27 protein-coding genes are annotated in these 23,591 nt (G+C 32.7%); 20 read left to right on the top strand and 7 right to left on the bottom strand.

The features are described from left to right. The first annotated feature begins 165 nt into the window (after positions 1 to 165). The 9 genes from cbpB (at position 166) to CN946_RS15130 (ending at position 7,487) form a co-directional block, all read left to right on the top strand. Positions 166 to 612 carry a cyclic-di-AMP-binding protein CbpB gene (cbpB, locus tag CN946_RS15170; protein ID WP_069035530.1) on the top strand — a complete coding sequence of 149 codons (447 nt, stop codon included), beginning with the start codon at positions 166 to 168 and terminating at the stop codon, positions 610 to 612. A 109-nt stretch (positions 613 to 721) separates the two neighbouring features. Beyond that, entirely contained in the window at positions 722 to 1,597 is an 876-nt protein-coding gene (locus CN946_RS15165; protein WP_056468602.1) for a transcriptional regulator CcpC, read from the top strand. Positions 1,598 to 1,673: 76 nt separating this feature from the next. Further along, complete coding sequence (gene dapD / locus CN946_RS15160; RefSeq protein WP_098861911.1) at positions 1,674 to 2,390, top strand: 2,3,4,5-tetrahydropyridine-2,6-dicarboxylate N-acetyltransferase; 717 nt, start codon at positions 1,674 to 1,676, stop codon at positions 2,388 to 2,390. 241 nt (positions 2,391 to 2,631) lie between these two features. Then, entirely contained in the window at positions 2,632 to 3,747 is a 1,116-nt protein-coding gene (locus CN946_RS15155; RefSeq protein WP_098861910.1) for an N-acetyldiaminopimelate deacetylase, read from the top strand. 111 nt (positions 3,748 to 3,858) lie between these two features. Next, positions 3,859 to 4,401 carry a peroxiredoxin gene (locus CN946_RS15150; protein ID WP_056468592.1) on the top strand — a complete coding sequence of 181 codons (543 nt, stop codon included), beginning with the start codon at positions 3,859 to 3,861 and terminating at the stop codon, positions 4,399 to 4,401. 247 nt (positions 4,402 to 4,648) lie between these two features. Beyond that, entirely contained in the window at positions 4,649 to 5,104 is a 456-nt protein-coding gene (locus CN946_RS15145) for a TlpA family protein disulfide reductase (protein ID WP_098429991.1), read from the top strand. A gap of 170 nt (positions 5,105 to 5,274) precedes the next feature. Further along, positions 5,275 to 6,309, top strand: a complete 1,035-nt coding sequence (locus CN946_RS15140) for a cytochrome d ubiquinol oxidase subunit II (protein ID WP_098861909.1) — start codon at positions 5,275 to 5,277, stop codon at positions 6,307 to 6,309. A gap of 272 nt (positions 6,310 to 6,581) precedes the next feature. Next, a complete protein-coding gene (locus CN946_RS15135) occupies positions 6,582 to 7,172 on the top strand; it encodes a hypothetical protein (RefSeq protein WP_098861908.1) in 591 nt (196 codons plus the stop codon). A gap of 78 nt (positions 7,173 to 7,250) precedes the next feature. Further along, on the top strand, positions 7,251 to 7,487 hold the full coding sequence (locus CN946_RS15130; protein ID WP_098861907.1) for a DUF3977 family protein: 237 nt from the start codon (positions 7,251 to 7,253) through the stop codon (positions 7,485 to 7,487). 119 nt (positions 7,488 to 7,606) lie between these two features. Here CN946_RS15130 and rnjA read toward each other — a convergent pair whose 3' ends face one another. After that, positions 7,607 to 9,274 carry a ribonuclease J1 gene (rnjA, locus tag CN946_RS15125; protein ID WP_098861906.1) on the bottom strand — a complete coding sequence of 556 codons (1,668 nt, stop codon included), beginning with the start codon at positions 9,272 to 9,274 and terminating at the stop codon, positions 7,607 to 7,609. A 3-nt stretch (positions 9,275 to 9,277) separates the two neighbouring features. Further along, positions 9,278 to 9,490, bottom strand: a complete 213-nt coding sequence (locus tag CN946_RS15120) for a DNA-dependent RNA polymerase subunit epsilon (protein WP_069035537.1) — start codon at positions 9,488 to 9,490, stop codon at positions 9,278 to 9,280. 348 nt (positions 9,491 to 9,838) lie between these two features. On the opposite strand from CN946_RS15120, the gene CN946_RS15115 reads away from it, so the two are divergent. Beyond that, positions 9,839 to 10,747 carry a DMT family transporter gene (locus CN946_RS15115; protein ID WP_098861905.1) on the top strand — a complete coding sequence of 303 codons (909 nt, stop codon included), beginning with the start codon at positions 9,839 to 9,841 and terminating at the stop codon, positions 10,745 to 10,747. 15 nt (positions 10,748 to 10,762) lie between these two features. Further along, positions 10,763 to 11,536 carry a Cof-type HAD-IIB family hydrolase gene (locus CN946_RS15110; RefSeq protein WP_098861904.1) on the top strand — a complete coding sequence of 258 codons (774 nt, stop codon included), beginning with the start codon at positions 10,763 to 10,765 and terminating at the stop codon, positions 11,534 to 11,536. Between the two features lie 70 nt (positions 11,537 to 11,606). Here the strand turns inward: CN946_RS15110 and def are convergent, their stop codons facing one another. Together def and CN946_RS15100 are read right to left on the bottom strand one after the other, a co-directional pair. Next, entirely contained in the window at positions 11,607 to 12,164 is a 558-nt protein-coding gene (gene def / locus CN946_RS15105; protein WP_098861903.1) for a peptide deformylase, read from the bottom strand. Positions 12,165 to 12,352: 188 nt separating this feature from the next. Beyond that, positions 12,353 to 12,499, bottom strand: a complete 147-nt coding sequence (locus tag CN946_RS15100) for a YjcZ family sporulation protein (protein ID WP_098427100.1) — start codon at positions 12,497 to 12,499, stop codon at positions 12,353 to 12,355. A gap of 162 nt (positions 12,500 to 12,661) precedes the next feature. Here CN946_RS15100 and CN946_RS15095 point away from each other — a divergent pair, with 162 nt between their 5' ends. The 6 genes from CN946_RS15095 (at position 12,662) to CN946_RS15070 (ending at position 19,221) form a co-directional block, all read left to right on the top strand. Beyond that, the gene (locus tag CN946_RS15095; protein WP_176547333.1) at positions 12,662 to 13,309 is read left to right on the top strand and encodes a YkyA family protein; all 648 of its coding nucleotides are present in this window, start codon (positions 12,662 to 12,664) and stop codon (positions 13,307 to 13,309) included. Positions 13,310 to 13,772: 463 nt separating this feature from the next. After that, positions 13,773 to 14,852, top strand: a complete 1,080-nt coding sequence (pdhA, locus tag CN946_RS15090; RefSeq protein WP_286133951.1) for a pyruvate dehydrogenase (acetyl-transferring) E1 component subunit alpha — start codon at positions 13,773 to 13,775, stop codon at positions 14,850 to 14,852. A 3-nt stretch (positions 14,853 to 14,855) separates the two neighbouring features. Next, the gene (locus CN946_RS15085; RefSeq protein WP_097975699.1) at positions 14,856 to 15,833 is read left to right on the top strand and encodes an alpha-ketoacid dehydrogenase subunit beta; all 978 of its coding nucleotides are present in this window, start codon (positions 14,856 to 14,858) and stop codon (positions 15,831 to 15,833) included. 127 nt (positions 15,834 to 15,960) lie between these two features. After that, positions 15,961 to 17,310, top strand: coding sequence for a dihydrolipoamide acetyltransferase family protein (locus CN946_RS15080; RefSeq protein ID WP_098427118.1), 1,350 nt, complete (start codon positions 15,961 to 15,963; stop codon positions 17,308 to 17,310). Between the two features lie 5 nt (positions 17,311 to 17,315). Beyond that, positions 17,316 to 18,728, top strand: coding sequence for a dihydrolipoyl dehydrogenase (lpdA, locus tag CN946_RS15075; protein ID WP_098861901.1), 1,413 nt, complete (start codon positions 17,316 to 17,318; stop codon positions 18,726 to 18,728). 253 nt (positions 18,729 to 18,981) lie between these two features. Continuing rightward, entirely contained in the window at positions 18,982 to 19,221 is a 240-nt protein-coding gene (locus CN946_RS15070) for a hypothetical protein (RefSeq protein ID WP_141546921.1), read from the top strand. 2 nt (positions 19,222 to 19,223) lie between these two features. On the opposite strand, the gene CN946_RS15065 is transcribed toward CN946_RS15070, so the two are convergent. Beyond that, positions 19,224 to 19,619: a DUF1885 family protein gene (locus CN946_RS15065; RefSeq protein WP_098427097.1), complete on the bottom strand. Its 396-nt coding sequence runs from the start codon at positions 19,617 to 19,619 to the stop codon at positions 19,224 to 19,226. Positions 19,620 to 19,776: 157 nt separating this feature from the next. Here CN946_RS15065 and CN946_RS15060 point away from each other — a divergent pair, with 157 nt between their 5' ends. Continuing rightward, a complete protein-coding gene (locus CN946_RS15060; protein ID WP_098861900.1) occupies positions 19,777 to 20,070 on the top strand; it encodes a DUF3055 domain-containing protein in 294 nt (97 codons plus the stop codon). Positions 20,071 to 20,233: 163 nt separating this feature from the next. Continuing rightward, entirely contained in the window at positions 20,234 to 20,356 is a 123-nt protein-coding gene (locus CN946_RS15055; RefSeq protein ID WP_098234026.1) for a GapA-binding peptide SR1P, read from the top strand. A gap of 176 nt (positions 20,357 to 20,532) precedes the next feature. Here the strand turns inward: CN946_RS15055 and CN946_RS15050 are convergent, their stop codons facing one another. Together CN946_RS15050 and CN946_RS15045 are read right to left on the bottom strand one after the other, a co-directional pair. Then, the gene (locus CN946_RS15050) at positions 20,533 to 21,357 is read right to left on the bottom strand and encodes a protein-glutamine gamma-glutamyltransferase (RefSeq protein WP_286133950.1); all 825 of its coding nucleotides are present in this window, start codon (positions 21,355 to 21,357) and stop codon (positions 20,533 to 20,535) included. A 154-nt stretch (positions 21,358 to 21,511) separates the two neighbouring features. Then, complete coding sequence (locus CN946_RS15045; protein WP_098861898.1) at positions 21,512 to 22,963, bottom strand: aminotransferase class I/II-fold pyridoxal phosphate-dependent enzyme; 1,452 nt, start codon at positions 22,961 to 22,963, stop codon at positions 21,512 to 21,514. 276 nt (positions 22,964 to 23,239) lie between these two features. Between CN946_RS15045 and CN946_RS15040 the strand changes: the two genes are divergently transcribed. After that, a complete protein-coding gene (locus tag CN946_RS15040) occupies positions 23,240 to 23,509 on the top strand; it encodes a UPF0223 family protein (protein ID WP_098861897.1) in 270 nt (89 codons plus the stop codon). Positions 23,510 to 23,591: the final 82 nt, after the last annotated feature.

The following is a 23,591-nucleotide window of genomic DNA, read 5'->3' as shown; positions in this document are numbered from 1 at the left end:
TATAGGGATGGGGACATAGTCCTTAATCGAATAAAATAATGTATAGGATTTTTTCCATACAGATGATTAGCAAAGTTGTATGTGTATTGATTTGATGTTTATCCATGAATAGATAATTTCTACCATTTTTAAATACTTTTGCTTTTCTATTGGGGGACGATGTTTTTGATTAGTATTGATGGTTCACAATTTTTTGAACATAAAGTAGAAGAAGTCATTATTTCAAGTGAAAAAGTAGCTCATGTACAAATTGGTAATAGTTTGGAGCATGCATTATTAGTACTTACAAAATCTGGATATTCTTCAATTCCAGTGTTAAATCCAAAGTTTCAGTTGCTAGGTTTAATTAGTACATCTATGATCTTAGATGGAATACTTGGATTAGAAAGAATTGAATTTGAACGTTTAAGTAATATGAAAGTTGAAGAGGTAATGGGTACTGAAATACCATTATTAAAAACGACTGATACACTCGCTAAAGGGCTTGAATCAGTAGTTGATCATCCTTTTGTATGTGTGGTTGATGCTAATAATACTTTTGAAGGTATATTAACTCGTAGAGCGATTTTAAAACAATTGAATAAAAATGTTAGAAGATATAATAAGCATTAACGAATAAAAAAGTAAGTCATCATCAAATTGACTTACTTTTTTAGTATTTTTTTAAAAAGAAGTGTTGAAGAGCCTGATTCTATTAGGTTTAAAGGCAAGGGGGGATTATATGCAAATTGATGATATACGTTTAATAATTACTTTGTCTGAAGAGAAGAATATGAGGAAGGCCGCAGAGAGGTTGTTTGTTTCTCAACCTGCTTTAAGTCAAAGGCTACAAAATTTAGAGAAGCAGATTGGTAGTGAATTGTTTATTCGTTCTCAAAAAGGGTTGATTATTACTGCCTCTGGTGAAATCATATTAAACTACGCGAAAAAGATGGAAGAAACGTATCAAACAATGTTAGAGCAGTTGCAAATTTTAAAATCCGATATTTCGGGTACTTTAAAGATTGCCGTTTCATCTGTTGTTGCGCAATACTGGTTACCGCCAGTTTTAAAAAAATATGTTTCGAGCTATCCAGAAGTACAAGTTTCACTTTTTACCGGTTGGAGTAGCGAAATTACAAATCGCTTATATGAAAATGAAGTTCATCTAGCAATTGTTCGAGGAAACCAAAATTGGTTTGGAGAAAAGGAATTACTTTTTTCTGATGAATTATTATTAGTTGATACAAAAAAACATAGTCTTGAGGAATATAAAACTATACAAAGACCATTTATTCAGTTTAAAAGTAATTCAAATTATTATCAGCTGATCCAGTCATGGTGGTATGAGCATTTTAATTCATTACCAAAACATGAAATTGTAGTCGATCAAATTGAAACATGTAAGCAATTTGTATTAAATGGTCTAGGCTTTGCGATCTTACCTTCCTCTGTATTACATGATGTTAGTGATGAAAATATTATTAAAACACCTTTAATTACAAAAGAACAATCAGGGTTATATCGCGATACATACTTACTTTATAATCGAGATGCGATGAAATTAAAACAAGTAGAAGGATTTATAGAATCAATTCGAAAAAAAAATAAAGATTAAACGACAAAATGTTGCTAGTTACTTACTAGATTTGATAGAGTATTCTTATTGATAATAATAAAGGGGGCAATTCATTATGAAATTAATGGACGCAAATGAAATTATTGCATTTATTGCAAATAGCACAAAAAAAACACCTGTAAAGGTTTATGTAAAAGGTCAATTAGACAAGCTTACTATTTCTGAATCAGTTCAATCATTTATTTCTCAAAATTCTGGCGTTTTATTTGGTGAGTGGGATGATGTTAAAGTAATCCTTGAAGAGCAAAAAGAATACATAGAAGATTATGTAGTAGAATCAGATCGTCGTAATTCAGCGATTCCACTTTTAGATGCTAAAGGTATTAAAGCTCGTATCGAGCCAGGTGCTTTTATTCGTGATCAAGTTACGATTGGTGACAATGCAGTTATTATGATGGGTGCTGTAATTAACATCGGTGCTGTAATTGGAGAAGGTACAATGATCGATATGAACGCGGTACTTGGTGGACGTGCTACAACAGGTAAAAACTGTCACGTTGGTGCTGGCGCTGTTTTAGCTGGCGTAATCGAGCCACCATCAGCAAATCCGGTTATTCTTGAAGATAATGTACTAATTGGTGCTAATGCAGTAATTTTAGAAGGTATTAAAGTGGGTGAAGGAGCAGTAGTAGCTGCAGGTGCAATTGTTACTGAAGACGTTGCTCCTTACACTGTGGTTGCAGGTGTTCCTGCTAGAAAAATCAAAGATATCGATGATAAAACAATTTCAAAAACTGAAATCATTCAGGCTTTAAGACAACTAAATCAATAATAACAAGAAGTAAGCGTAGAATTTATTTTTCTACGCTTACTTTATAGACATTATACTAAAATAAAATTTCAGAACTGATTACCAGCGATTGTCTTTCGAGGCGCGAAGCCTGATAAGGAGTGGAGTTACATTAGACGGTAATGAGCACCGCAGGCAGACGAATCAACGAAGAAAGCGCTCGTTTGGTGAGCAGTCTGAAGCGTAGAATTTATATTTCTACGCTTTTTTTGGAGGAGTTAAAATGGATTCATTTATTAAAATTAGACGGGATTTACATTTAATCCCTGAACTTGGATTTCAAGAATTCAAAACACAAGCGTATTTACTAGATTATTTATCTAGTTTAGATCATGAAAGAATGATAATTGATACATGGAGGACAGGTATTTTCGTTCGAGTAAAAGGGTTGAAATCTACTAGAACGATTGGTTACCGTACAGACATCGATGGATTACCAATGAAAGAAAACACAGGATTAGAGTTTTCATCCATTCATGAAGGTAATATGCATGCCTGTGGTCATGATGTACATATGAGTATTGCACTTGGTGTTCTAACTAACCTTGTTAATGAGCCAATAAATGACGATGTCGTATTTATTTTTCAACCTGCAGAAGAAGGTCCTGGGGGAGCGGAACCTTTACTTAAAAGTGAAGAATTTAAACCATTTAAACCAGATGTAATTTATGGTTTACATATAGCACCTGAATATCCTGTTGGTACAATTGCAACGAAACCTGGTATGTTATTTGCTCATACATCAGAGCTATTTATTGATTTTCATGGCTTAAGCGGTCATGCAGCTTTCCCTCATTTAACGAATGATATGATCGTTGCATCAAGTCATTTTATCACTCAAGTACAATCGGTTGTATCAAGAAATGTTAATCCATTAGACAGTGCTGTCATTACGATTGGAAAGATAACTGGTGGTACAGTTCAAAATGTTATTGCAGATCATGTTCGAATAGAAGGTACGATGCGAGCATTAAGTGAAGAAGCGATGCTAAAATTAAAAAATAGAATTGAGAGTCTTGTGAATGGATTTCAAGAGAGTTTTCAGTGTAAAATAGAAGTAGATTTTGGAAGTAATTACTATGGAGTAATAAACGATGAATCGTTGACGAATGAATTCTTTAATTTTGCGAGACAATATGACGGTATTGAGGCCGCCCGTTGCAATGTTGCAATGACAGGTGAAGATTTTGGTTATATGACAAAAGAAATTCCAGGCCTAATGTTTTGGATTGGCGTAAATTCTGAATTCGGACTCCATAACCAAAAATTAAACCCAGATGAAAATGTGATTCCTTTAATGATTCGATTTATTTCGGACTTTATGAAACAATCACAATGAAAATGATTTCTAGTTAATAATAATTATAAATTAATATTGACTTTAAATAAGTAGTTTACTATAATATCACTTGTATGATAAATAGTTACATAAATATTGGAGGTAATAACGATGGCAGAACGTTTAGTAGGAAAACAAGCACCACGCTTTGAAATGGAAGCAGTTTTAGCAAATAAAGAATTTGGTAAAGTAAGCTTAGAAGAAAACATGAAAAACGATAAATGGACAGTATTATACTTCTATCCAATGGACTTCACTTTTGTATGTCCAACTGAAATCGTAGCAATCTCTGATCGTTACGACGAGTTTGAAGATCTAGATGCAGAAGTTGTAGGTGTTTCTACAGATACAATTCACACTCACTTAGCATGGATCAACACTGATCGTAAAGATAATGGCTTAGGACAATTAAAATATGCATTAGGTGCAGATACAAACCACGCTATTTCTCGTGACTATGGCGTATTAATTGAAGAAGAAGGTATTGCATTACGTGGATTATTCATCATCAGCCCAGAGGGTGAATTAATGTACCAAGTAGTACACCACAACAACATCGGTCGTGAAGTTGATGAAGTTTTACGTGTACTTCAAGCTTTACAAACTGGTGGACTTTGCCCAGCTAACTGGAAACCAGGTCAAGCAACTCTATAATTCACAGTAATTAAGAATTAATGTCAAAGGTCTAACTTATAGTTAGGCCTTTTTAAACACAATAACGAAAAGTGGAAGGCGTTTGCTAAAGACCCGACAAACATAGGGCAAGGACCGAGAAAAGTTGGTTTTTACTTTTATCGGTCATTGACTTATGACCTCGAGGCTCTAACGCCTGTAACATTACAAACACTAAAGTAGAACAAGCTCACTTTAAAGCAAATGAAACAAGTAGGAGGACTATAAAATGAGACTTCGCTCACCAATGCCTGAATTAGATGGGGCAACAACAGTATTAAATGGAGAAATTCAAAAAGAAAACCTAATCGGTGACAAACCAACATTAATTCATTTTTGGTCTGTTAGTTGCCATTTATGTAAAGTAGCAATGCCAAACATTAATGCTTTTAGAGATGAATATAAAGATCGATTAAATGTAGTAAGTGTTCATATGCCAAGATCTGAAGATGATTTAGATATTGAGAAAATTAAAGAAGTCGCACAAGAACACGGAATTACACAAACAATTTTAGTTGATAACCAACATACAATTACAGATGCATTTGAAAATAAATATGTACCTTCATATTATGTATTTGATAAAACAGGTGTATTACGCCACTTCCAAGCTGGAGAAGGCGGAATGCCAATGTTAGAAAAGCGTGTTAATCGAGTATTAGATGAAGCGGCAAAAGTAGAATAATTTTTAGATTCAACAATCTTGAGGGGAGACTTTTTTAAGTCTCTTTTTTTAAAGTCTTTTTTGTATTTCTGTAATCTTTATCTTGAAACTAGTAGAAAGTGTATTTTATAGGTATAATTAAAGAAAACTAATCTGTAGTTTAAGGAATTATTCTGTAGGAGGAAAAAAGTTTGGAGATTCAAACAATCGCAATCTTTATCTTATGGTTGTTTTTATATGCCTACATGATTATTGCTTCAATTGATTTTGGTGCAGGTTTTTATGCGTTTTATGCGATTACAACTAAAGAAGAACCAAAATTAATTGGCTTAATAAATCGACATCTTTCATCTATTTGGGAACTTGCTACATTATTTTTCATTTTCTTCTTTGTAGGTGTAGTTGGTATATTCCCAAGGGTAGCATATTATTATGGTGTTCCCCTATTAGTTCCGGGTAGTGTAGCAATGATTTTTTTAGCAATTAGGGGATCATTTTATACTTTTCAGCAATATGGAGGAAATAGGAGTAAGTTCTTTTTAATTTTGTATGGTGCGACAAGTCTATTAATACCTGTTACATTATCTACTGTTTTAACAATATCTGAAGGTGGATTTATTATCGAGAATGGAACAGATATACGATTTTATCCATTTAAATTAATTACGAATTCTTATTCTCTATCCGTTATGCTATTGGCTGTATGTTCAGTCTTATTTATTAGTGCAATGTTTTTAATTTATTCTGCAAAATTAATCAATGATTCGGAGTCCGAAATTAAATTAAGAAAGTATGTACTAGTCTGGTCATTGCCAACTATTATTTCGAGTATCATCGTATTTTTATCAATGAAATTACATAATAAAGTTCATTTTGATCGAATGCATAATGTATGGGAATTCTTTCTTATCTCTTTGATTTGCTTTTGTATAGCAATTTATTTTGTTATAAAAAGAAAAAGATATGGTTTAGCGTTTATATTAGTATTATTGCAATATTTCTTCGCATTTTTTGGGTATGGAATAAGTCATCTACCATTTATCTTATATCCTTATTTAAGAATCGAAACAAGTTTTGCTAAGAGTAGTTTAGCAATCGTACTAATTATTCTGTTTGTTGTATTTTTTATCTTATTTACTGTGTATTTTATATTTTTAGTTCTTAATAAACCTTTTTTTATGAAAGTGTTTTTAAAAAGTAATGAAAAAAATGACTTTCTAGATTAATAAAAAGATAAGAACTTATTATTAGGGAAAACCACGAATTTATGAATTCTGTGGTTTTTTATTATTTATAGGCTCTGTTAAAGCAGATTGGTGATTTTCTTATGCAACAAAATGGCAGTTGAGTTGAAGAAGAAATTGGGTTTTTATGGTAAAGTCAAATATTGTTTACGGAGTTCTATTTTTAAAAAATATTATATTTTAATCGCTAATCTTTCTTATTAAACTAACGCAATGCGATAGTTACATAAAAATAAAACAAGAGGTTAATAATTATGGATACTCAAAATCTATATAAAAAAATAATTGCAAATGTTGAACTTTTTGATATTCTTTCCGATTACTTTGATTTTGAATTAGTAGAACCTAATTTAAATACAAAAGATTATTTTTTTAGAATTGATGATCCAGCTACAGTTATAGCACAAGATGCAACTGGTGGTGTTTTTGCTTTGATTGGTAAAGCTAAAACAGATTATTTACCAGTAATTTTTATTAGTTCAGAGGGACAAGTGGGTAAAGTAGGAAACAACTTTGTAGAGTTTTTTTCAATAATGATCTCTTGTCCTTATTGGAGAGACTTATTGAAGTTCTCTGGAAATGGTCAATTTTCTGAAATGAAAAAAGCTTATCCACTGCTAAAAGATGAGTTACTAGAGGACTTCCCTGAAATTGAGACTGTTATGAGAAAAGTTACTTCCGAATTATCCTTAAATTTAATTACAAACCCAGTCGAAGCTTTATATGAGGCAATGACTTCACAAACTAACTTTATTGTTTATTCTCTCGAAGGTGAGGAATTTGAATCGTTATTTAATTCACACATAGTAACTGATAATCCACTATGGAAAAAAAAGCTTCAATAAACATAGAAATATAATTTGTTATACAACTAACACAAGCAATAGTTGTATAACTTGTCTTTTAAAAAGGGAGAGTTTTGTTTGAATTTTATTGAGTTTGGAATCGGTAATACTTGGTTAGTTAGGACAGAAACAGAGTTAGAAGATGGGACTGAATTTGAAGAAAAGGGAATTATTGGACCAGTAAAAATTAATTCTTTATATATAAGAATCTGGCTAGCTAAAACAGTTATAATAATTGACACTAAAGAAGGCTTTAAACGAATAAAAAAGAAACGTAATCATTTAAAATTTATTTTTGGGTTTAGTAGTTGTTAATTACAGTATAAGAGTATTCAAAAATTCACATTTAAAATTAACAGAGCTTTTTTATAAAAAAAGGGCGATTTCAAAAGTATTTTGACTTTTGAAATCGCCCTTTTATCATGTACTAATGATTAAACTTCCATAATAATTGGAAGAATCATTGGTTTACGTTTTGTTTTTTCGTATAAGAAAGGTGATAAAGTATCAGTAATTTCATTTTTTATTTCTGACCATTGAGAAGTTTTACGTTCCATGATTTTGTTTAAATGAGTAGAAATCATTGCTTGTGCTTCATTTATTAAATCGCCACTTTCTCTCATATAAACGAAACCGCGTGAAATGATATCTGGTCCTGCTGAGATTTTAAATTCCTTCATATCGATACTTACGACAACGATTACAAGACCTTCTTCAGATAAAATTCGACGGTCTCTTAAAACGATATTACCAATATCACCGATACCGCTTCCATCAATATAAACATTACCAGAAGGTACTTTACCTGCAACCATAGCCTCATCTGCACGAAGAGCTAAAACTTCACCATTATCCATGATAAAGCAGTTTTCTTCAGGTACTCCACAGTCCATAGCAAGCTTAGCATGCATGCGCTGCATTCTATATTCACCGTGAATTGGCATAAAATACTTAGGCTTCATCAGTCTAAGCATTAATTTTTGCTCTTCTTGACCACCATGACCACTAGTATGAATATCATTTAATGAACCGTGAATTACTTCAGCACCAGCACGGTATAGTAAGTTGATAGTACGGTTTACGCTCATTGTATTACCTGGAATTGGTGAAGAAGAAAATACTACAGTATCTCCAGGAATAATTTGAATTTGACGATGTGTACCATTTGCTATACGTGATAATGCAGCCATAGGCTCACCTTGACTACCTGTACATAAAATTACTAATTGATTAGCCGGAATACGATTAATTTGAGATGCGTCAATAAATGTATCCTTAGGACATTTAATATAGCCTAAGTCATGACCGATCTCGATATTCGCTTCCATACTTCTACCAAAAACAGCAATTTTACGTCCATTTGCAATAGCAGATTCAACTACTTGCTGAAGACGATGAATGTTTGAAGCGAATGTTGCAAAAATAATTCGACCGTCTACTTTACGGAAAATTTCATTAATCGTGTCTCCAACTTTTCTTTCAGACATTGTAAAATGTGATACTTCACTATTTGTACTGTCAGAAAGTAGACATAAAACGCCTTCCTTACCAATCTCAGCCATTTTTGTTAAATTAGCTGTTTCTCCAACTGGTGTAAAGTCGAATTTAAAGTCACCTGTATGAACGACTTGTCCTTGAGGAGTTTTTACAACAATTCCGTAACAATCTGGAATACTGTGAGTAGTACGGTAAAAAGTTACGCTAGTTTTTCTAAATTTAATGATGTCGTCTTCTTTTATTTCAATTAATTTAGCTTTTCTTAAAAGACCGTGCTCTTCTAGTTTATTTTTAATTAAGCCAAGAGCAAGTTTTCCACCATAAATTGGAATGTTTAATTCTCTTAATAAATATGGAATACCACCAATGTGGTCTTCGTGTCCGTGAGTGATAAATAAACCTTTAATTTTTTCCTCATTTCGAACTAAATAGGAATAATCAGGTATAACATAGTCTATCCCTAGTAGCTCATCTTCAGGGAACTTGATTCCGGCATCTATTAATATAATTTCATCTTGATATTGTACTGCGTATGTATTTTTACCAATTTCCCCTAAGCCACCTAGTGCGAATACGGCAGCTTGATCATTTTTAAGAAATTTCATAAATTACGCTAGCTCCAAAATTTTAAAGCTTTCACTTTGTTTTTCGAATTCAAGATGAGCACCGGTTAAAGCTTGAACAAGCTCAATATTATAATTGAAAGGTAATAATTTCGCACGAACTTCTCTTTCACTATCTGCTTCTAAATAAACTGTTTTAGTTTTTTCTCTTACAGGTACCTCTAATGGTAATTCCTGATAGTATACTTTAAAAATCATTTAAATCTCTCCTTGTCAAATCACTATCTTCTCAATATTATAAGTGATTTTCTATATATTTTCATTCTTTTTATTGAAGATTACCTAAAATACGGTTATTTTAAAAAAAAATTTGAAATTATTGAGATATATTTCTTCTTTTTCAAAAATTGTTTTAGCCGCTTTTTTAATTTTTTTCTAAGTTTACGTAACATTAGTTTTACCTCCTAGACATGAAATTAAACTTATATGTAGAGAACACGGACATAGTATATTTATGTGTAGTATTGATCGAAAAAACATTTTCATTCAATATAATCCAAAAAGCAGTTAAAATAGAGGGTATCTTAAAGTTAAGGGGAGAAGAATGTGAAGAAGTTATATGGAGCTTTGTTTTTATTAAGTATTATTTGGAGTACATCTTTTTTATTTATTAAGCTCCTTTTAAACGACATAGGGCCAGAAGCAATTGTATTTTATCGCTGTTTCTTTGGTGCTATGACATTATTAATTATTATGTTAATAAAGAAGGTAAAGATTGATTATAAAAATTTACCTAAAATGAGTTTAATTATTGTCATCTCATTATTTAATCATGCTATACCGTGGCTTTTTCTTTCTTTTAGTGAGACCCATCTGCAAAGTAATGAAGCGGCAGTATTAAATGCTTTTACGCCAATTGCAACACTCATTATTGGATATTTTTTCTTTTCGCAAAAAATTCATAAGAAACAATGGATTGGACTTATGATTGGGATCATTGGACTTATGATTATGATGAATCTTAATCCATCAACAATTTTCTCGGATAATATAATTTATTCAATATTAATGTTATTTGTTACTTTTTGTTATGGGCTTGGTTCACATTTAACTAAAAAGTATTTACAACAAATTGATGTAATGATTGTTTCATTTTTAACTTTAGGTATTTCTGGTGTATTCAGTTTTTTTTATATGGTCGTTGTAGGGAAGGGCACTCTAAAACCATTTGTTAATTTTGAAGTTTTTGGTGGTGTGTTTGGATTAGGCGTTATATGTTCGGGGTTGGCATATTTATTATTTTATTATATGGTTAAAGAGGGAAGTGCAGAATTTGCAACAATGGTTACTTATATAGTACCTGTATTTGCTTCTATTTGGGGATTTTTCTTTTTAAATGAACCTTTATCTTTCAAAATGATTATAGGACTTTTAATCGTACTTCTAGGAGTATTTATTACGAATAGTAAACAGAAGTCAAAAATGAATAACTCAAAAGCAAATGCAGCGTCTTAGTGAGGAGAGAATAATATGACTAAACCAATCGTTTTTTTTGATATTGATGGAACGATTTTAAATCATGATAAAGTAATTCCGGAAAGTACAAAGAAAGCAATTTCGGAACTTCAAAATAAAGATATTCACGTTGCGATTGCAACTGGTCGTGCGCCATTCATGTTTAAAGAAATTCGTGAAGAGTTAAATATAAATAGTTTTATCAGTTTAAATGGACAATATGCTGAATTTGAAGGTGAAGCTATTCACAAACATGCCCTACATCCAGAACAACTTCACCAATTTACTCAAAAAGCAAAAGAACTAAGTATTCCGCTAATCTATTTAAATAACGAGACAATGAGAGCGTCAATTGATTCACATCATCATATAAAAGAAGCAATGACATCGATTAGAATGCAACACCCTGAAGTGCAGCATGATTTTTATCATAATCGTGAAATTTACCAAGTCTTACTGTTCTGTGAAGAGCATCAAGAGCCATCTTTAACCGATGGGTTTAATGATTTTAATTTTATTCGTTGGCATGAGTATTCGTCAGATGTCTTACCAGTTGGAGGATCTAAAGCGAATGGGATACTTCAAATGGTAAACCACCTTGGATTTGATATGCAAAATGTAATCGCATTTGGTGACGGATTAAATGATTTAGAAATGATCGAAAAAGTTGGTACGGGTATTGCCATGGGTAATGCAGTCGATCCTCTAAAAAAATTAGCGAACCATATTACAACGAATGTTGATGAAGATGGAATTTTAAACGGTTTAAAATGGGTAGGACTTCTTTAAGTTTGTAGACAAAGTACAAAAACTTGAATATTAGACTTAAAAGAGCGATTGGTTTTCCAATCGCTCTTTTTTATTTTCTCTCTAAAGGTGAAGCACCTTCTGGGGGAGAAAAAGGATTTGTTTTATTAATACGATCATAAAACAATACTCCATTTAGATGGTCAATTTCATGCTGGAAGCAAATTGCTGGTAATCCTTTTAAACGGATTTTTACTTCTCCTAATCTCGTGTCAAAACCAGCAACTGTTATTCTTGCGTAACGTGGAACATATCCAGGAACATCACGATCAACAGATAGGCAGCCTTCACCACCTGATAAATAAACTTCCTCAACAGAATGACTTATAATTTTAGGATTTAATAATGCATAACTAAATAAATTTCCCTGTAAATCAGTAACATGAACACCGATGGCTCTTTTAAGAATTCCAATTTGTGGTGCAGCTAATCCGATACCTGATCGTAGACCGTATTCGGCAGATATTTCTGGATTTTGACTATTTATAACATACTCTAATAATGAATTAGCTAAATTAATATCCTCTGCTGATGGAGGTAAGCTTACTTCACTCGAGATTTCCCTTAATCTAGGATCGCTTTCTCGAATTATATCTTTCATTGTAATCAAATGAATTTCACTCCTGTCTAATATTTCATAAATATAAGTATGTACTATTTACTAGTATTATTAATTTAGTCTAACAAATCTTTTTTAAATTGTCAGTCACAAGGCAATAAAATGGAAAAAGGAGCGATAAAATATCGCTCCTTAAAGTTTGTGGTTATACATTAATAATAGAGGCTAACTAGTGTGAATTATAAAACGAAAGCTGCACCAACGATAATTAATAAAATGAATAGAACAACGATTAATGCGAAACCGCTGCCGTAACCGCAACCGCATCCGCCACCGTAACCATAACCAGGGTATCCACCTTTTCCACCGTATCCGTAACCGTACATATAATAACCTCCCTTTAAACTGTTTCCGCATATAGCGGATACTACAAATTATGAAAAACTACATAAAGTGTGTGGGTATGTGACCATATTATTTTTTAGGACGTATAAAAAGTGTGAAAAGATGCAACATGGAAATAATAATCAAAAAAAATGGGTGAAATTATGTATAAAAAATTCAATTCTTTATTTTTTGTAATAGGCATACTCTTTATCCTTTGTTCGGGTTGTACTTCTCAAGCAAAACAAAAGAATTTAGTCATAAATCAACTAGCTGAAATTGCAAAAATGGAACAGAAATTTCAAAATGCTGGAGAACGTATTCAAAAACTGGAAATAAAAGAATTGGAGTATTATGAAAAAATTTATTTATATAAAATCAACGAAGTAAATAAAAGACAAGAATCGGCCAAACAAGCAATCAATTTATTAAATGAACGGAAAGAACGAGTCAATGAGGAGTCAAAATTAATTCACGATATAGACATAAAAATTAAAGAACTTCAAACAATAAATATTGAAACGAAGGATGAACAGTTTCGAAATGAAGTTAATAACTTTATAAAAACATGGAGAGAAAGAACTGAGTTATACGATAAATTGAATTCAAAATATAAAGATGCAATGGAAACGGATCTTTCAATTTATAACTTATTATCGCAGAAAAAAGTTGATTTAAAAAATGTAAAGAGTGAGACAAAGGATACAAATCACATTTATAAAGATGTCATTAAATATAATGATCAATTAAATCTTTATACTCAAAAATTAAATAATTTACAAAAAGACATATATGAAAAATATGGTAAATAACAGATTGGGACTAGAATTACTAAATAAAAATCGTTGTAGTACAGTTTGAAATTTATGATAAAAAAAATCCTTTATTAGCTATTTGAGTATAATTTAAAGGAGTTTCTGTTATTGTATAACAGATTGCTGTTTCAAAGGTAGTACAGGGTTAAAATTTTATGACAAATTTTCCGAAAAATCATGAATAAAATAATACAACAAAATATTTGACGAGTTTATGAACGTGTTATAAACTGTACTAGTGTTCAATGTTGTACTATTGTAATACACGAATAGTATAAGTACAGATTTTAATTATAAGTAAAGTTACTTGTAATTACTCTTAAGAAAATACACATGATGGATAAAAAAATAAATCCTCCATAATTAAAGAAGGGTGTGGGTTTTAGTGGCAACTACTACGAAGAAAGTAGCTGGAAAGGAAACAACAGAAATGAAGAATACACAAACTGTTTCTGAATTAATGGATCAAATGCTTCAATTTGGTGATTCAGTTGGAACTCTTCAAATTTTAAATGAAGAGGGCGAAATCGTTAATGAATCAGCGATGCCTGATTTATCAGACGAGCAATTAAAAGAATTAATGAAACGTATGGTATGGACTCGTGTTCTTGATCAACGTTCAATTTCATTAAACAGACAAGGTCGTTTAGGTTTCTATGCTCCTACTGCAGGACAAGAAGCTTCTCAATTAGCAAGTCAATTTGCTCTTGAAAAAGAAGACTTTATCTTACCTGGTTACCGTGATGTACCTCAAATGATCTGGCACGGTTTACCATTATATAAAGCATTTTTATGGTCTCGTGGACATTTAGTAGGAAGCCAAATTCCTGAAGATGTAAATGCAATCTTCCCACAAATTATTATTGGTGCTCAAATTGTTCAAGCTGCAGGTGTTGCACTTGGTATGAAATTGAAAGGCCAAAAATCTGTTGCCATTACATATACAGGTGACGGTGGATCTTCTCAAGGTGATTTCTATGAAGGTATGAACTTTGCTGGTGCTTATAATGCTCCTGCGATTTTCGTTGTTCAAAATAACAGATACGCAATCTCAACTCCAGTTTCTAAGCAATCAAAAGCTAGAACAATTGCTCAAAAAGCAATTGCAGTAGGTATTGCAGGTATTCAAGTTGATGGTATGGATCCATTAGCAGTTTATGCAGCTACTTCAGAAGCTCGTAAGCGTGCAGTTAATGGTGAAGGTCCAACATTAATTGAAACATTAACATTCCGTTATGGCCCACATACAATGGCTGGTGATGACCCAACTCGTTACCGTACAAAAGATACTGAAAATGAGTGGGAAGCAAAAGATCCAATCGTTCGTTTCCGTAAGTTCTTAGAGAAAAAAGGTCTTTGGACTGAAGAAGAAGAAAATGCAATTATCGAAGAAGCAAAAGAAGCAATTAAAGATGCAATTAAACTTGCTGACCAAGAGCCAAAACAAAAAGTTACTCACTTAATGGCTAATATGTTCGAAACAATGACAAGTAATATAGAAGAGCAATATGCAATTTACAAAGAGAAGGAGTCGAAGTAAGTCATGGCGCAAATGACAATGATTCAAGCTATCACAGATGCATTACGCGTTGAAATGAAAAACGATCCAACTGTAGTAGTATTCGGGGAAGACGTTGGAGTAAACGGTGGTGTATTCCGTGCAACTGAAGGTTTACAAGCAGAATTCGGTGAAGCGCGTGTATTCGATACACCACTTGCTGAATCAGGTATCGGTGGATTAGCAATCGGTCTTGGAATTGAAGGATTCCGTCCAGTACCAGAAATCCAATTCTTCGGATTCTTATTCGAAATTTTTGACTCAATCGCTGGTCAAGCTGCTCGTATGCGTTACCGTACAAGTGGTCGTTTTACTTCACCAATTACTTTCCGTTCACCATTTGGTGGTGGGGTTCATACACCAGAAATGCACGCGGATAGTTTAGAAGGATTAATGGCTCAAACTCCTGGTTTAAAAGTAGTTATTCCATCAACACCTAAAGATGCTAAAGGTCTTTTAATTTCATCTATTCGTGATAATGATCCAGTTATCTATTTAGAGCACATGAAATTATACCGTTCATTCCGTGAAGATGTACCAGAAGGTGAGTACACAATCGAATTAGGTAAAGCGGATGTTAAACGTGAAGGTAAAGATGTATCTGTATTTGCATACGGTGCAATGGTTCACGCTGCATTAAAAGCTGCTGAAGAATTAGAAAAAGATGGCGTATCAGTAGAAGTTGTTGACTTACGTACTGTTCACCCATTAGATATCGAAGCAATCGTTGCGTCTGTTGAGAAAACTGGACGTGCAGTAGTTGTACAAGAAGCACAAAAACAAGCTGGTATTGCTGCAAATGTAGTTGCTGAAATTAATGATCGTTGTATCCTTTCATTAGAAGCACCAGTTGTTCGTATTACTGCAGCTGATACTGTTTACCCATTCTCAGAAGCGGAAACAGTTTGGTTACCAAACCATAAAGATGTAGTTGAAGGTATTCAAAAAGTTTTAAACTTCTAATAAGTTTATAACAAAAATAGAGAAAGGTATTTGATGAATTCATCAATACCTTTCTTACATTATTAGATAAAATATATTAAAAAATTAATTTAACTTTGTTCGGAGGTAGAAATCTGTGTCAAACTCAGTGGCAAGTCTATTTGAATTTAGATTACCAGATATCGGTGAAGGTATTCACGAAGGTGAAATTGTAAAATGGTTTATTAAAGCAGGCGACGAAGTAAATGAAGATGATATCATTTGTGAAGTTCAAAACGATAAATCAGTAGTAGAAATTCCATCACCTGTAAAAGGGAAAGTATTAGAAGTATTAGTGGCAGAAGGAACAGTTGCAGTTGTTGGTGACGTTTTAGTACGTTTAGATGCACCTGGATATGAAAACATTAGCTTCAAAGGACAACATGCTGAAGAAGCTCCAACTACTACTCCAGTACCAGAAGCTGCTGAAGCAGTTCAAGCAAAAGTACAAGAATCTTATGAGCAAAGTGAACCAAAAACAGATGCTGCACCACTATCACCTGTTGCTGCAATTGAACCAAAAGCTCATGTAATTGCAATGCCATCTGTACGTAAATACGCTCGTGAGAAAAACGTAGATTTACGTATTGTACCAGGTTCTGGTAAAAATGGCCGTGTAACAAAACAAGACGTAGATGCATTCTTATTAGGTGGAGTAGCACCAACTGCTGCAGCACAAACAGAAGTTGCTGTTGAAGTTGTAACAGAAGCGCCAACACAAGAAGCTCCTAAAGCAATGCCAATTCCAGAAGGAGCATATCCTGAAACTCGTGAAAAAATGAGTGGAATTCGTAAAGCAATAGCTAAAGCAATGGTTAACTCTAAACATACTGCTCCTCACGTAACATTAATGGATGAGATAGATGTAACGAAACTAGTTGCTAGCCGTAAAAAATATAAAGAAGTTGCAGCTGCGCAAGGTATCAAATTAACATTCTTACCTTATGTTGTTAAAGCTTTAACTTCTGCATTACGTAAATTCCCAGCCTTAAATACATCAATCGATGATGCTACTAGCGAAATCGTACACAAACATTACTATAACATTGGTATTGCTGCAGATACTGATAAAGGTTTATTAGTACCAGTTGTTAAAGATGCTGATCGTAAAGCTATCTTCTCAATTTCTGCTGAAATTAATGAATTAGCTACTAAAGCTCGTGATGGTAAATTAGCTCCTGCAGAAATGAAAGGTGCTACATGCACAATCACAAATATCGGTTCAGCTGGTGGACAATGGTTTACTCCAGTAATTAACCACCCTGAAGTAGCGATCTTAGGTATTGGTCGTATTGCTGAAAAACCTGTAGTATTAAATGGAGAAATCGTTGTTGCTCCAGTATTAGCGTTATCATTAAGCTTTGACCACCGTATTATCGATGGTGCAACTGCTCAAAACGCATTAAACCATATTAAACGATTATTAAATGATCCAGAATTATTATTAATGGAGGCGTAAGATAAATGGTAGTAGGAGATTTTGCAATTGAACTAGATACGGTCGTTATCGGTGCCGGTCCTGGTGGCTATGTTGCAGCAATTCGTGCAGCACAACTTGGACAAAAAGTTGCTGTTATTGAAAAAGGTAATCTTGGTGGGGTATGTTTAAACGTAGGTTGTATTCCTTCTAAGGCATTAATTACTGCTGGTCACCGTTATGAAACAGCTAAGCATTCTGAAGACATCGGTATTACAGCAGAAAATGTAAAAGTTGATTTTACAAAAGTTCAAGCTTGGAAAAGCAGTGTAGTTAATAAATTAACTGGCGGTGTAGCTGGTTTATTAAAAGGAAACAAAGTTGAAGTTATTAAAGGTGAAGCATACTTTAATGATGCTAACACTCTTCGTGTAATTACTGAAGAATCAGCTCAAACTTATACTTTTAACAATGCAATCATCGCAACAGGTTCAACTCCAATCGAAATCCCTGGTTTCAAATGGAGCAACCGTGTAATCGATTCAACAGGTGCATTAAACTTACCTGAAATTCCAAAAAAATTAGTTGTTATTGGTGGCGGCTATATTGGTATGGAATTAGGTACTGCTTATGCTAACTTTGGTACACACGTAACAATTCTTGAAGCTGGTGACGAGATCTTAAATGGTTTTGAAAAATCTATGAGTTCAATTGTTAAACGTGGATTAAAGAAAAAAGGTAATGTTGATATCGAAACAAAAGCTTTCGGTAAAGGCGTTGAAGAAACTGCAGATGGCGTTAAAGTTAAATTCGAAACAAATGGCGAAATGAAAGAAATCGAAGCTGATTACGTATTAGTAACAGTTGGACGTTTCCCGAACTCTCGTGACATGGGCTTAGAAAATGTTGGTGTTGAAATTAACGAACGTGGTGTTATTACTACTGATAAACAAGCTCGTACAACAATAAATAATATTTACGCAATTGGTGATGTAATTGCTGGTCCTCCATTAGCACACAAAGCATCTTATGAAGGTAAAGTTGCTGCTGAGGCAATCAGTGGTATGTCAAGTCAAATCGAATACTTAGCAATCCCTGCAGTAGTATTCACTGATCCAGAATTAGCAACTGTTGGTTATACTAAAAAACAAGCAGATGAAGAAGGATTAGCTGTTAGTGTAGCAAAATTCCCATTCGGTGGAAATGGTCGCGCATTATCTCTAAATTCAACTGATGGATTCGTACAATTAGTTTCTCGTAAAGAAGATGGAGTACTAGTTGGTGCTCAAGTTGCAGGTGTAAATGCATCAGATATCATTTCTGAGCTTGGTCTTGCAATTGAAGCTTGCATGAGCGTTGAGGATATTGCTCAAACAATTCACGCTCACCCAACATTAGGTGAAATCTCAATGGAAGCTGCAGAATTAGCGATGGGTCATCCAATCCACATTTTAAAATAATCTCTAAAAAACCTCCTATAATTTATAGGAGGTTTTTTACTGTTCATATTCATTTAAAACGCTTAATTTAAAGCTTAAAGTAGTTTGTTGAACTTAGACACATTAAGCGCAATACGATGGCAAAATAACGAAAAAAACGACTGTCTTAACCTCCTATTTGTTAGGAGGTTTTTTTGCATGATTAAGGCATGTCTCGCATAACGTTTAAAAAACAAACTTTCTAGTATTTGATGATTGATTGGTGGGAGTATTGATGCGAAAACAATTAATAGTATTAACGATTCATCAACTATTTTGGGTAGGATTTTCATTTGTTTTATACTTGTCGAAAAGGGATCAATTATATTCTAAAGTCATATTGTTTTTAGTATTCTTTTACCAGCTTTATTTAATTGCAAAATACGTTGGAAACACAAGAAAAGCAAGTATTATTATTACTTGCTTTTATGCTTCGATATTTTTCTTTTGTCAGGCGATCGTAAATTTATTTTAAAATTATCGTTTGTAAAAATACATGATTCGATTGTTAAATAATTCAAGCTTTGCTTCAATTTTTTGAGCTAAATATCTACATAGCTCATTTGCTTTTCCTTTATCACCATAAGTTGAGTTTGGTAACAGAGTAATCACGATATTTTTATCATCTTGAATTGAAACAACAAAATGTTTATAACGAGAATCATCGCTCTGTAAATAAAGTGCATCTTGGTCATCTAATTTTTTATTTGAAATAGAGTAAGGAAAGGAAACCCTTTCATAATTCCAGTCAACTTGTTGACCGATCTTAGTTGAAGATTGTATGTATTCATTTATTAAATTATTTATTAAATCTAAATTTGCTTCTTGGTATTTTGATTTATCCACTAATTGAATGGTAGCTTGTTGAACCATTTTTAAATTTTCCCCCTAAGATGTTTTTATGAAAAACATCACTTTTAATCTTTTTTATCATAACATTATTTCAAATTTTTAGACAAGTATTCGGTATGAATTTAGTTTTTTCTTCATATGTATTAACTTACAATACTAAAACGGAGGAGTGGAAACAATGTTTGAGAAATTATATGATGATCACGAAAATGTAAGAGTCCGATTTGTTGGCTTCGTTACGAACGATACAAGATATGATATTGGTATTGTATATACGAACATGTTCTTTGGAAAGCCACTCGTCATCTGCATGCAATCTAGACAATGCATTGTATTAGATCGACAGGATGTTTCATTTCCAAGTCAGTTGAAATTTTTATGTAAACTAAAAAGTGAGGAAGAGGCAATGGAACTCGCAGAATATTTAGCTGACTGGCTACCGTCACCAAGTATAGAAGAGAGCTATGAATAAAAAATGTGTTATACTAATTGAATCGCATTCACCTTATAAAACCCCTTGAATAATCTAGTATTAGAAAATTTAAGTTATACTTATTTACCACTTGCGTAAATAAGTATAACACATTATAATGAAGTTAGTTAATTCATACAACATTATGAAAGGGGTTACAAAGATGGGAACGTTCGTATGTAAATGTTGTGAAAAAACAGTAGGTCATTTTGAGGATGAAAAAGTAACAACTCTTTACGTTAAAAACTGTGAAGATTGTGAACCAACTGATAATGAAGTTTGCTAATTATAATTAATTAAAACATAAGGTCTAATAGAGTAACTATAGACATCTATAAATGAAAATTTCCACAAGGGGATCGTTTTTCCTTGTGGTTTTTTATGTTTTCTTTAAGGGAAAAAATATTTTTAATTCACGCACAAAAAAAGGGAGACCCCATTAAGAATCACCCACTTTTCTTTTTATGCAATTTGAGTTTGATCTCCAATTCTTGCAGTTATAACGTCGGATGAAGCTTCACTCGTTATAACTGGTATTAATTTTGAATTATCTTTTAAATATTGAGCCATTTCGTTCGAATCAATTCTAGTATTTAAATTTGTTAAAAAGGCAGAAACCATCGCAAAAGGATATCTATGCATATTTAAATGGTAAATAATCTCTGGTAATGAACGTATTCCGATACCATGACCATAATAATAATTACTTCCCATGGAAACAGTGTTTTCTCCTTGCCATTCTGGAGTCATTGGGTCAACTTCAGGATTTTTTATATAAACAACGTCACCAGGAGCTGGACGATCAACTTCAGACGTTAAAATAGCTAATTTTGGGTCGTAATTCCAAGTGTATAAGTATATGCCATTATCGAATAGTTGATCAAAAATTTCATAGCCGAAAAGATCTAGCAGGGCTTTATAAAATACCATTATGATTGCAGTTGCACATTCTGTTGCGTAGAATTGTCCGTTGCGAAAAATATCATAAATACCCATAGAAGTTCTTATGCCTGGCCTAAGTCTAAATCCACCCATTGGTGTGCGAATCCAAAACATAGGATTACAATATGCTCTTCTAAAAACCCTAAATTGTATGCCACTTGTTAATAAATCTTTAGAAGCCTGAAGTACATAAGTTCTAATTGTCAAATCAAAAGATAATTCACGGTCTGATTTATAAATATGAGACTTTTTACTGTTTTTTAAACTAGACAATATTTCTTGATAAAGTTTATTATTCGAATCTTCGCTATTTTTTAATGAAGCATGAACAATTTTATTATTCACGACTATCAAAGAGTCCACATCCTTACATAAAAACAATTTTTTCGTGCGAAATCAATATAATTACCTTACCTATCATATGCCTATATAATTTAGATGTGATTTTGAATACAAAAAAACTAGGATTCTTTTCCTAGTTTCTTCATGAAAGCTTTCGTTATTTTAATACTTTTAATGTTAATAATTCTTCATCTTCTGGTCCTTGAACAGGTAGTCCTGCTTCAATATTCTTTTTAATATAAACTAGATTTTCAAGTGTAATTTCTTCACCAGGTAAAAAGATTGGAATTCCAGGTGGATAAACCATTACAAATTCAGCAATAATTCTACCGACAGAATCCTCAAGTGGAACAGATTCTGTTTCGGAGTAAAATGCATCCCTAGGAGAGACTGCTAAATTTGGAATCGTTGGGATCTCAACGTTTAAATTTGTATTGTGCTCCGAGATGTCAAATTCAGTTACTAATACTTCAAGTGCATGAATTAACTGCTGAATGTCTTCTTCACTATCGCCTGGTGTTAAAATGCAAAGAACATTATATAAATCAGACATTTCAACTTCAATATTAAATCGCTCTCTTAACCAAACTTCAACATCATGGCCCGTTATACCCAGTTTTTTTACGCTGATTAATATTTTGGTAGGATCAAAGTTGAATGTAGCCTCTTTACCAACTAAATCATAACCAGGGCAATATAAACCATTGATTGAATTAATTTTATTTCGTGCGTTATTGGCTAGTCTAATAGTATTCGTAAGTAATTCTTCACCAACAGTTGCTAATCTCTTTCTTGCAACATCTAGTGAAGCAAGCAATAAATAAGATGTTGAAGTAGTTGTTAGCATACTTAGTACAGATTGTACTCTGTGGACATTCACAATGCCTTCTCTTACATTTAAAATGGAACTTTGAGTCATAGAGCCACCAAGCTTATGTACGCTCGTAGCGGCCATGTCAGCCCCTGCTTGCATCGCAGAGATCGGTAATTCGTTATGGAAATGAATATGTACACCATGCGCTTCGTCAACTAATACGGCTAAGCCATGTGAATGTGCTAATTCAACAATGTTTTTTAAATCTGCTACAAATCCAAAGTATGTAGGATTAATGACTAATACTGCTTTTGCATCAGGATTATTTAAAATGGCCTCTTTCACTGCATTTGTTGTAATACCGTGTGAAATACCCAATTCACTATCAATTTCCGGATGAACAAAAATTGGTGTAGCGCCTGAGAAAATGATTGCAGATAAAACAGATTTGTGAACATTTCTTGGAACGATAATTTTATCGCCAGGTCCACAAACGCTCATTACCATTGTCATGATCGCTCCACTTGTGCCTTGAACTGAAAAGAATGTGTGGTCTGCATCAAAAGCTTTTGCTGCAAGATCTTGTGCTTGTTTTATTTTACCTTTTGGATGATGTAGATCATCTAAAGGAGCAATGTTGATTAAATCAATCGATAATGCATTATCACCAATAAACTCTCTAAATGTTGGATCCATTCCATTTCCTTTTTTATGTCCTGGAATATGGAATTGAATAGGGTTCTTCTTTGCATGTTCTAATAAAGAAGAAAATAACGGCGTTTCAATTTGTTTCATTTAACATACACCCCATTTAATGAATAATAGTGTTTTTCGGAAGTGATATGTTTGTAAACAATTTAACTGTTTACTCTCATTAAGTTATAAACTGTCTTACCTTCATTTGAAAAACAAAAAGATTATATCATTCTATGAATTTTCTGTATAGAAAAATATTATAAATTTATGAAATTTTATTCATCTGAATGAAATTATATCAATTTTTAAAATAAGAATGGAATTTAAAAAATGTGTTAAAATGGAATTAATTAGAAAATAGTAGGAGTGAAGTAAATGGATTACCAATACCCAATTTCATATGATTGGACAACAGATGAGACAATCGAGATAATACAGTTCTACACATCAGTAGAAAAAGCATATGAAAAGGGAATAGATCGTGAAGTGTTAATGGCTACATACAAAAAGTTTAAATCAATTGTACCTAGTATTGCAGAGGAAAAAAAATTATGTAATGAGTTAGAGGAGATATCTGGCTATTCTGCATACAGAGTCATGCAAAAAGCTAAAAATGGTGCTCCTGGTGATAAAATTAAAATGTAGTATTAAATAAGTTAATCGTTAAAAATTAAATAATAAGAAAAATTATTAAGTAAAAAATAGAAGCCCATTAAAGGATCATTAG

Source organism: Bacillus sp. AFS053548 (genome assembly GCF_002575105.1).
GTDB lineage: Bacteria > Bacillota > Bacilli > Bacillales > Bacillaceae_G > Gottfriedia.
This window is presented reverse-complemented; position numbering and strand designations above follow the sequence as displayed.

Excerpts from the sequence above, each read along its gene's own strand:
- CN946_RS15165 (WP_056468602.1), top strand. The coding sequence starts at position 722 with ATGCAAATTGATGATATACGTTTAATAATTACTTTGTCTGAAGAGAAG.
- dapD (WP_098861911.1), top strand. The coding sequence starts at position 1,674 with ATGAAATTAATGGACGCAAATGAAATTATTGCATTTATTGCAAATAGC.
- CN946_RS15155 (WP_098861910.1), top strand. The coding sequence starts at position 2,632 with ATGGATTCATTTATTAAAATTAGACGGGATTTACATTTAATCCCTGAA.
- CN946_RS15150 (WP_056468592.1), top strand. The coding sequence starts at position 3,859 with ATGGCAGAACGTTTAGTAGGAAAACAAGCACCACGCTTTGAAATGGAA.
- CN946_RS15145 (WP_098429991.1), top strand. The coding sequence starts at position 4,649 with ATGAGACTTCGCTCACCAATGCCTGAATTAGATGGGGCAACAACAGTA.
- CN946_RS15135 (WP_098861908.1), top strand. The coding sequence starts at position 6,582 with ATGGATACTCAAAATCTATATAAAAAAATAATTGCAAATGTTGAACTT.
- rnjA (WP_098861906.1), bottom strand. The coding sequence starts at position 9,274 with ATGAAATTTCTTAAAAATGATCAAGCTGCCGTATTCGCACTAGGTGGC.
- CN946_RS15120 (WP_069035537.1), bottom strand. The coding sequence starts at position 9,490 with ATGATTTTTAAAGTATACTATCAGGAATTACCATTAGAGGTACCTGTA.
- CN946_RS15110 (WP_098861904.1), top strand. The coding sequence starts at position 10,763 with ATGACTAAACCAATCGTTTTTTTTGATATTGATGGAACGATTTTAAAT.
- CN946_RS15100 (WP_098427100.1), bottom strand. The coding sequence starts at position 12,499 with ATGTACGGTTACGGATACGGTGGAAAAGGTGGATACCCTGGTTATGGT.
- CN946_RS15095 (WP_176547333.1), top strand. The coding sequence starts at position 12,662 with ATGTATAAAAAATTCAATTCTTTATTTTTTGTAATAGGCATACTCTTT.
- pdhA (WP_286133951.1), top strand. The coding sequence starts at position 13,773 with ATGGATCAAATGCTTCAATTTGGTGATTCAGTTGGAACTCTTCAAATT.
- CN946_RS15085 (WP_097975699.1), top strand. The coding sequence starts at position 14,856 with ATGGCGCAAATGACAATGATTCAAGCTATCACAGATGCATTACGCGTT.
- lpdA (WP_098861901.1), top strand. The coding sequence starts at position 17,316 with ATGGTAGTAGGAGATTTTGCAATTGAACTAGATACGGTCGTTATCGGT.
- CN946_RS15070 (WP_141546921.1), top strand. The coding sequence starts at position 18,982 with ATGCGAAAACAATTAATAGTATTAACGATTCATCAACTATTTTGGGTA.
- CN946_RS15065 (WP_098427097.1), bottom strand. The coding sequence starts at position 19,619 with ATGGTTCAACAAGCTACCATTCAATTAGTGGATAAATCAAAATACCAA.
- CN946_RS15060 (WP_098861900.1), top strand. The coding sequence starts at position 19,777 with ATGTTTGAGAAATTATATGATGATCACGAAAATGTAAGAGTCCGATTT.
- CN946_RS15055 (WP_098234026.1), top strand. The coding sequence starts at position 20,234 with ATGGGAACGTTCGTATGTAAATGTTGTGAAAAAACAGTAGGTCATTTT.
- CN946_RS15045 (WP_098861898.1), bottom strand. The coding sequence starts at position 22,963 with ATGAAACAAATTGAAACGCCGTTATTTTCTTCTTTATTAGAACATGCA.
- CN946_RS15040 (WP_098861897.1), top strand. The coding sequence starts at position 23,240 with ATGGATTACCAATACCCAATTTCATATGATTGGACAACAGATGAGACA.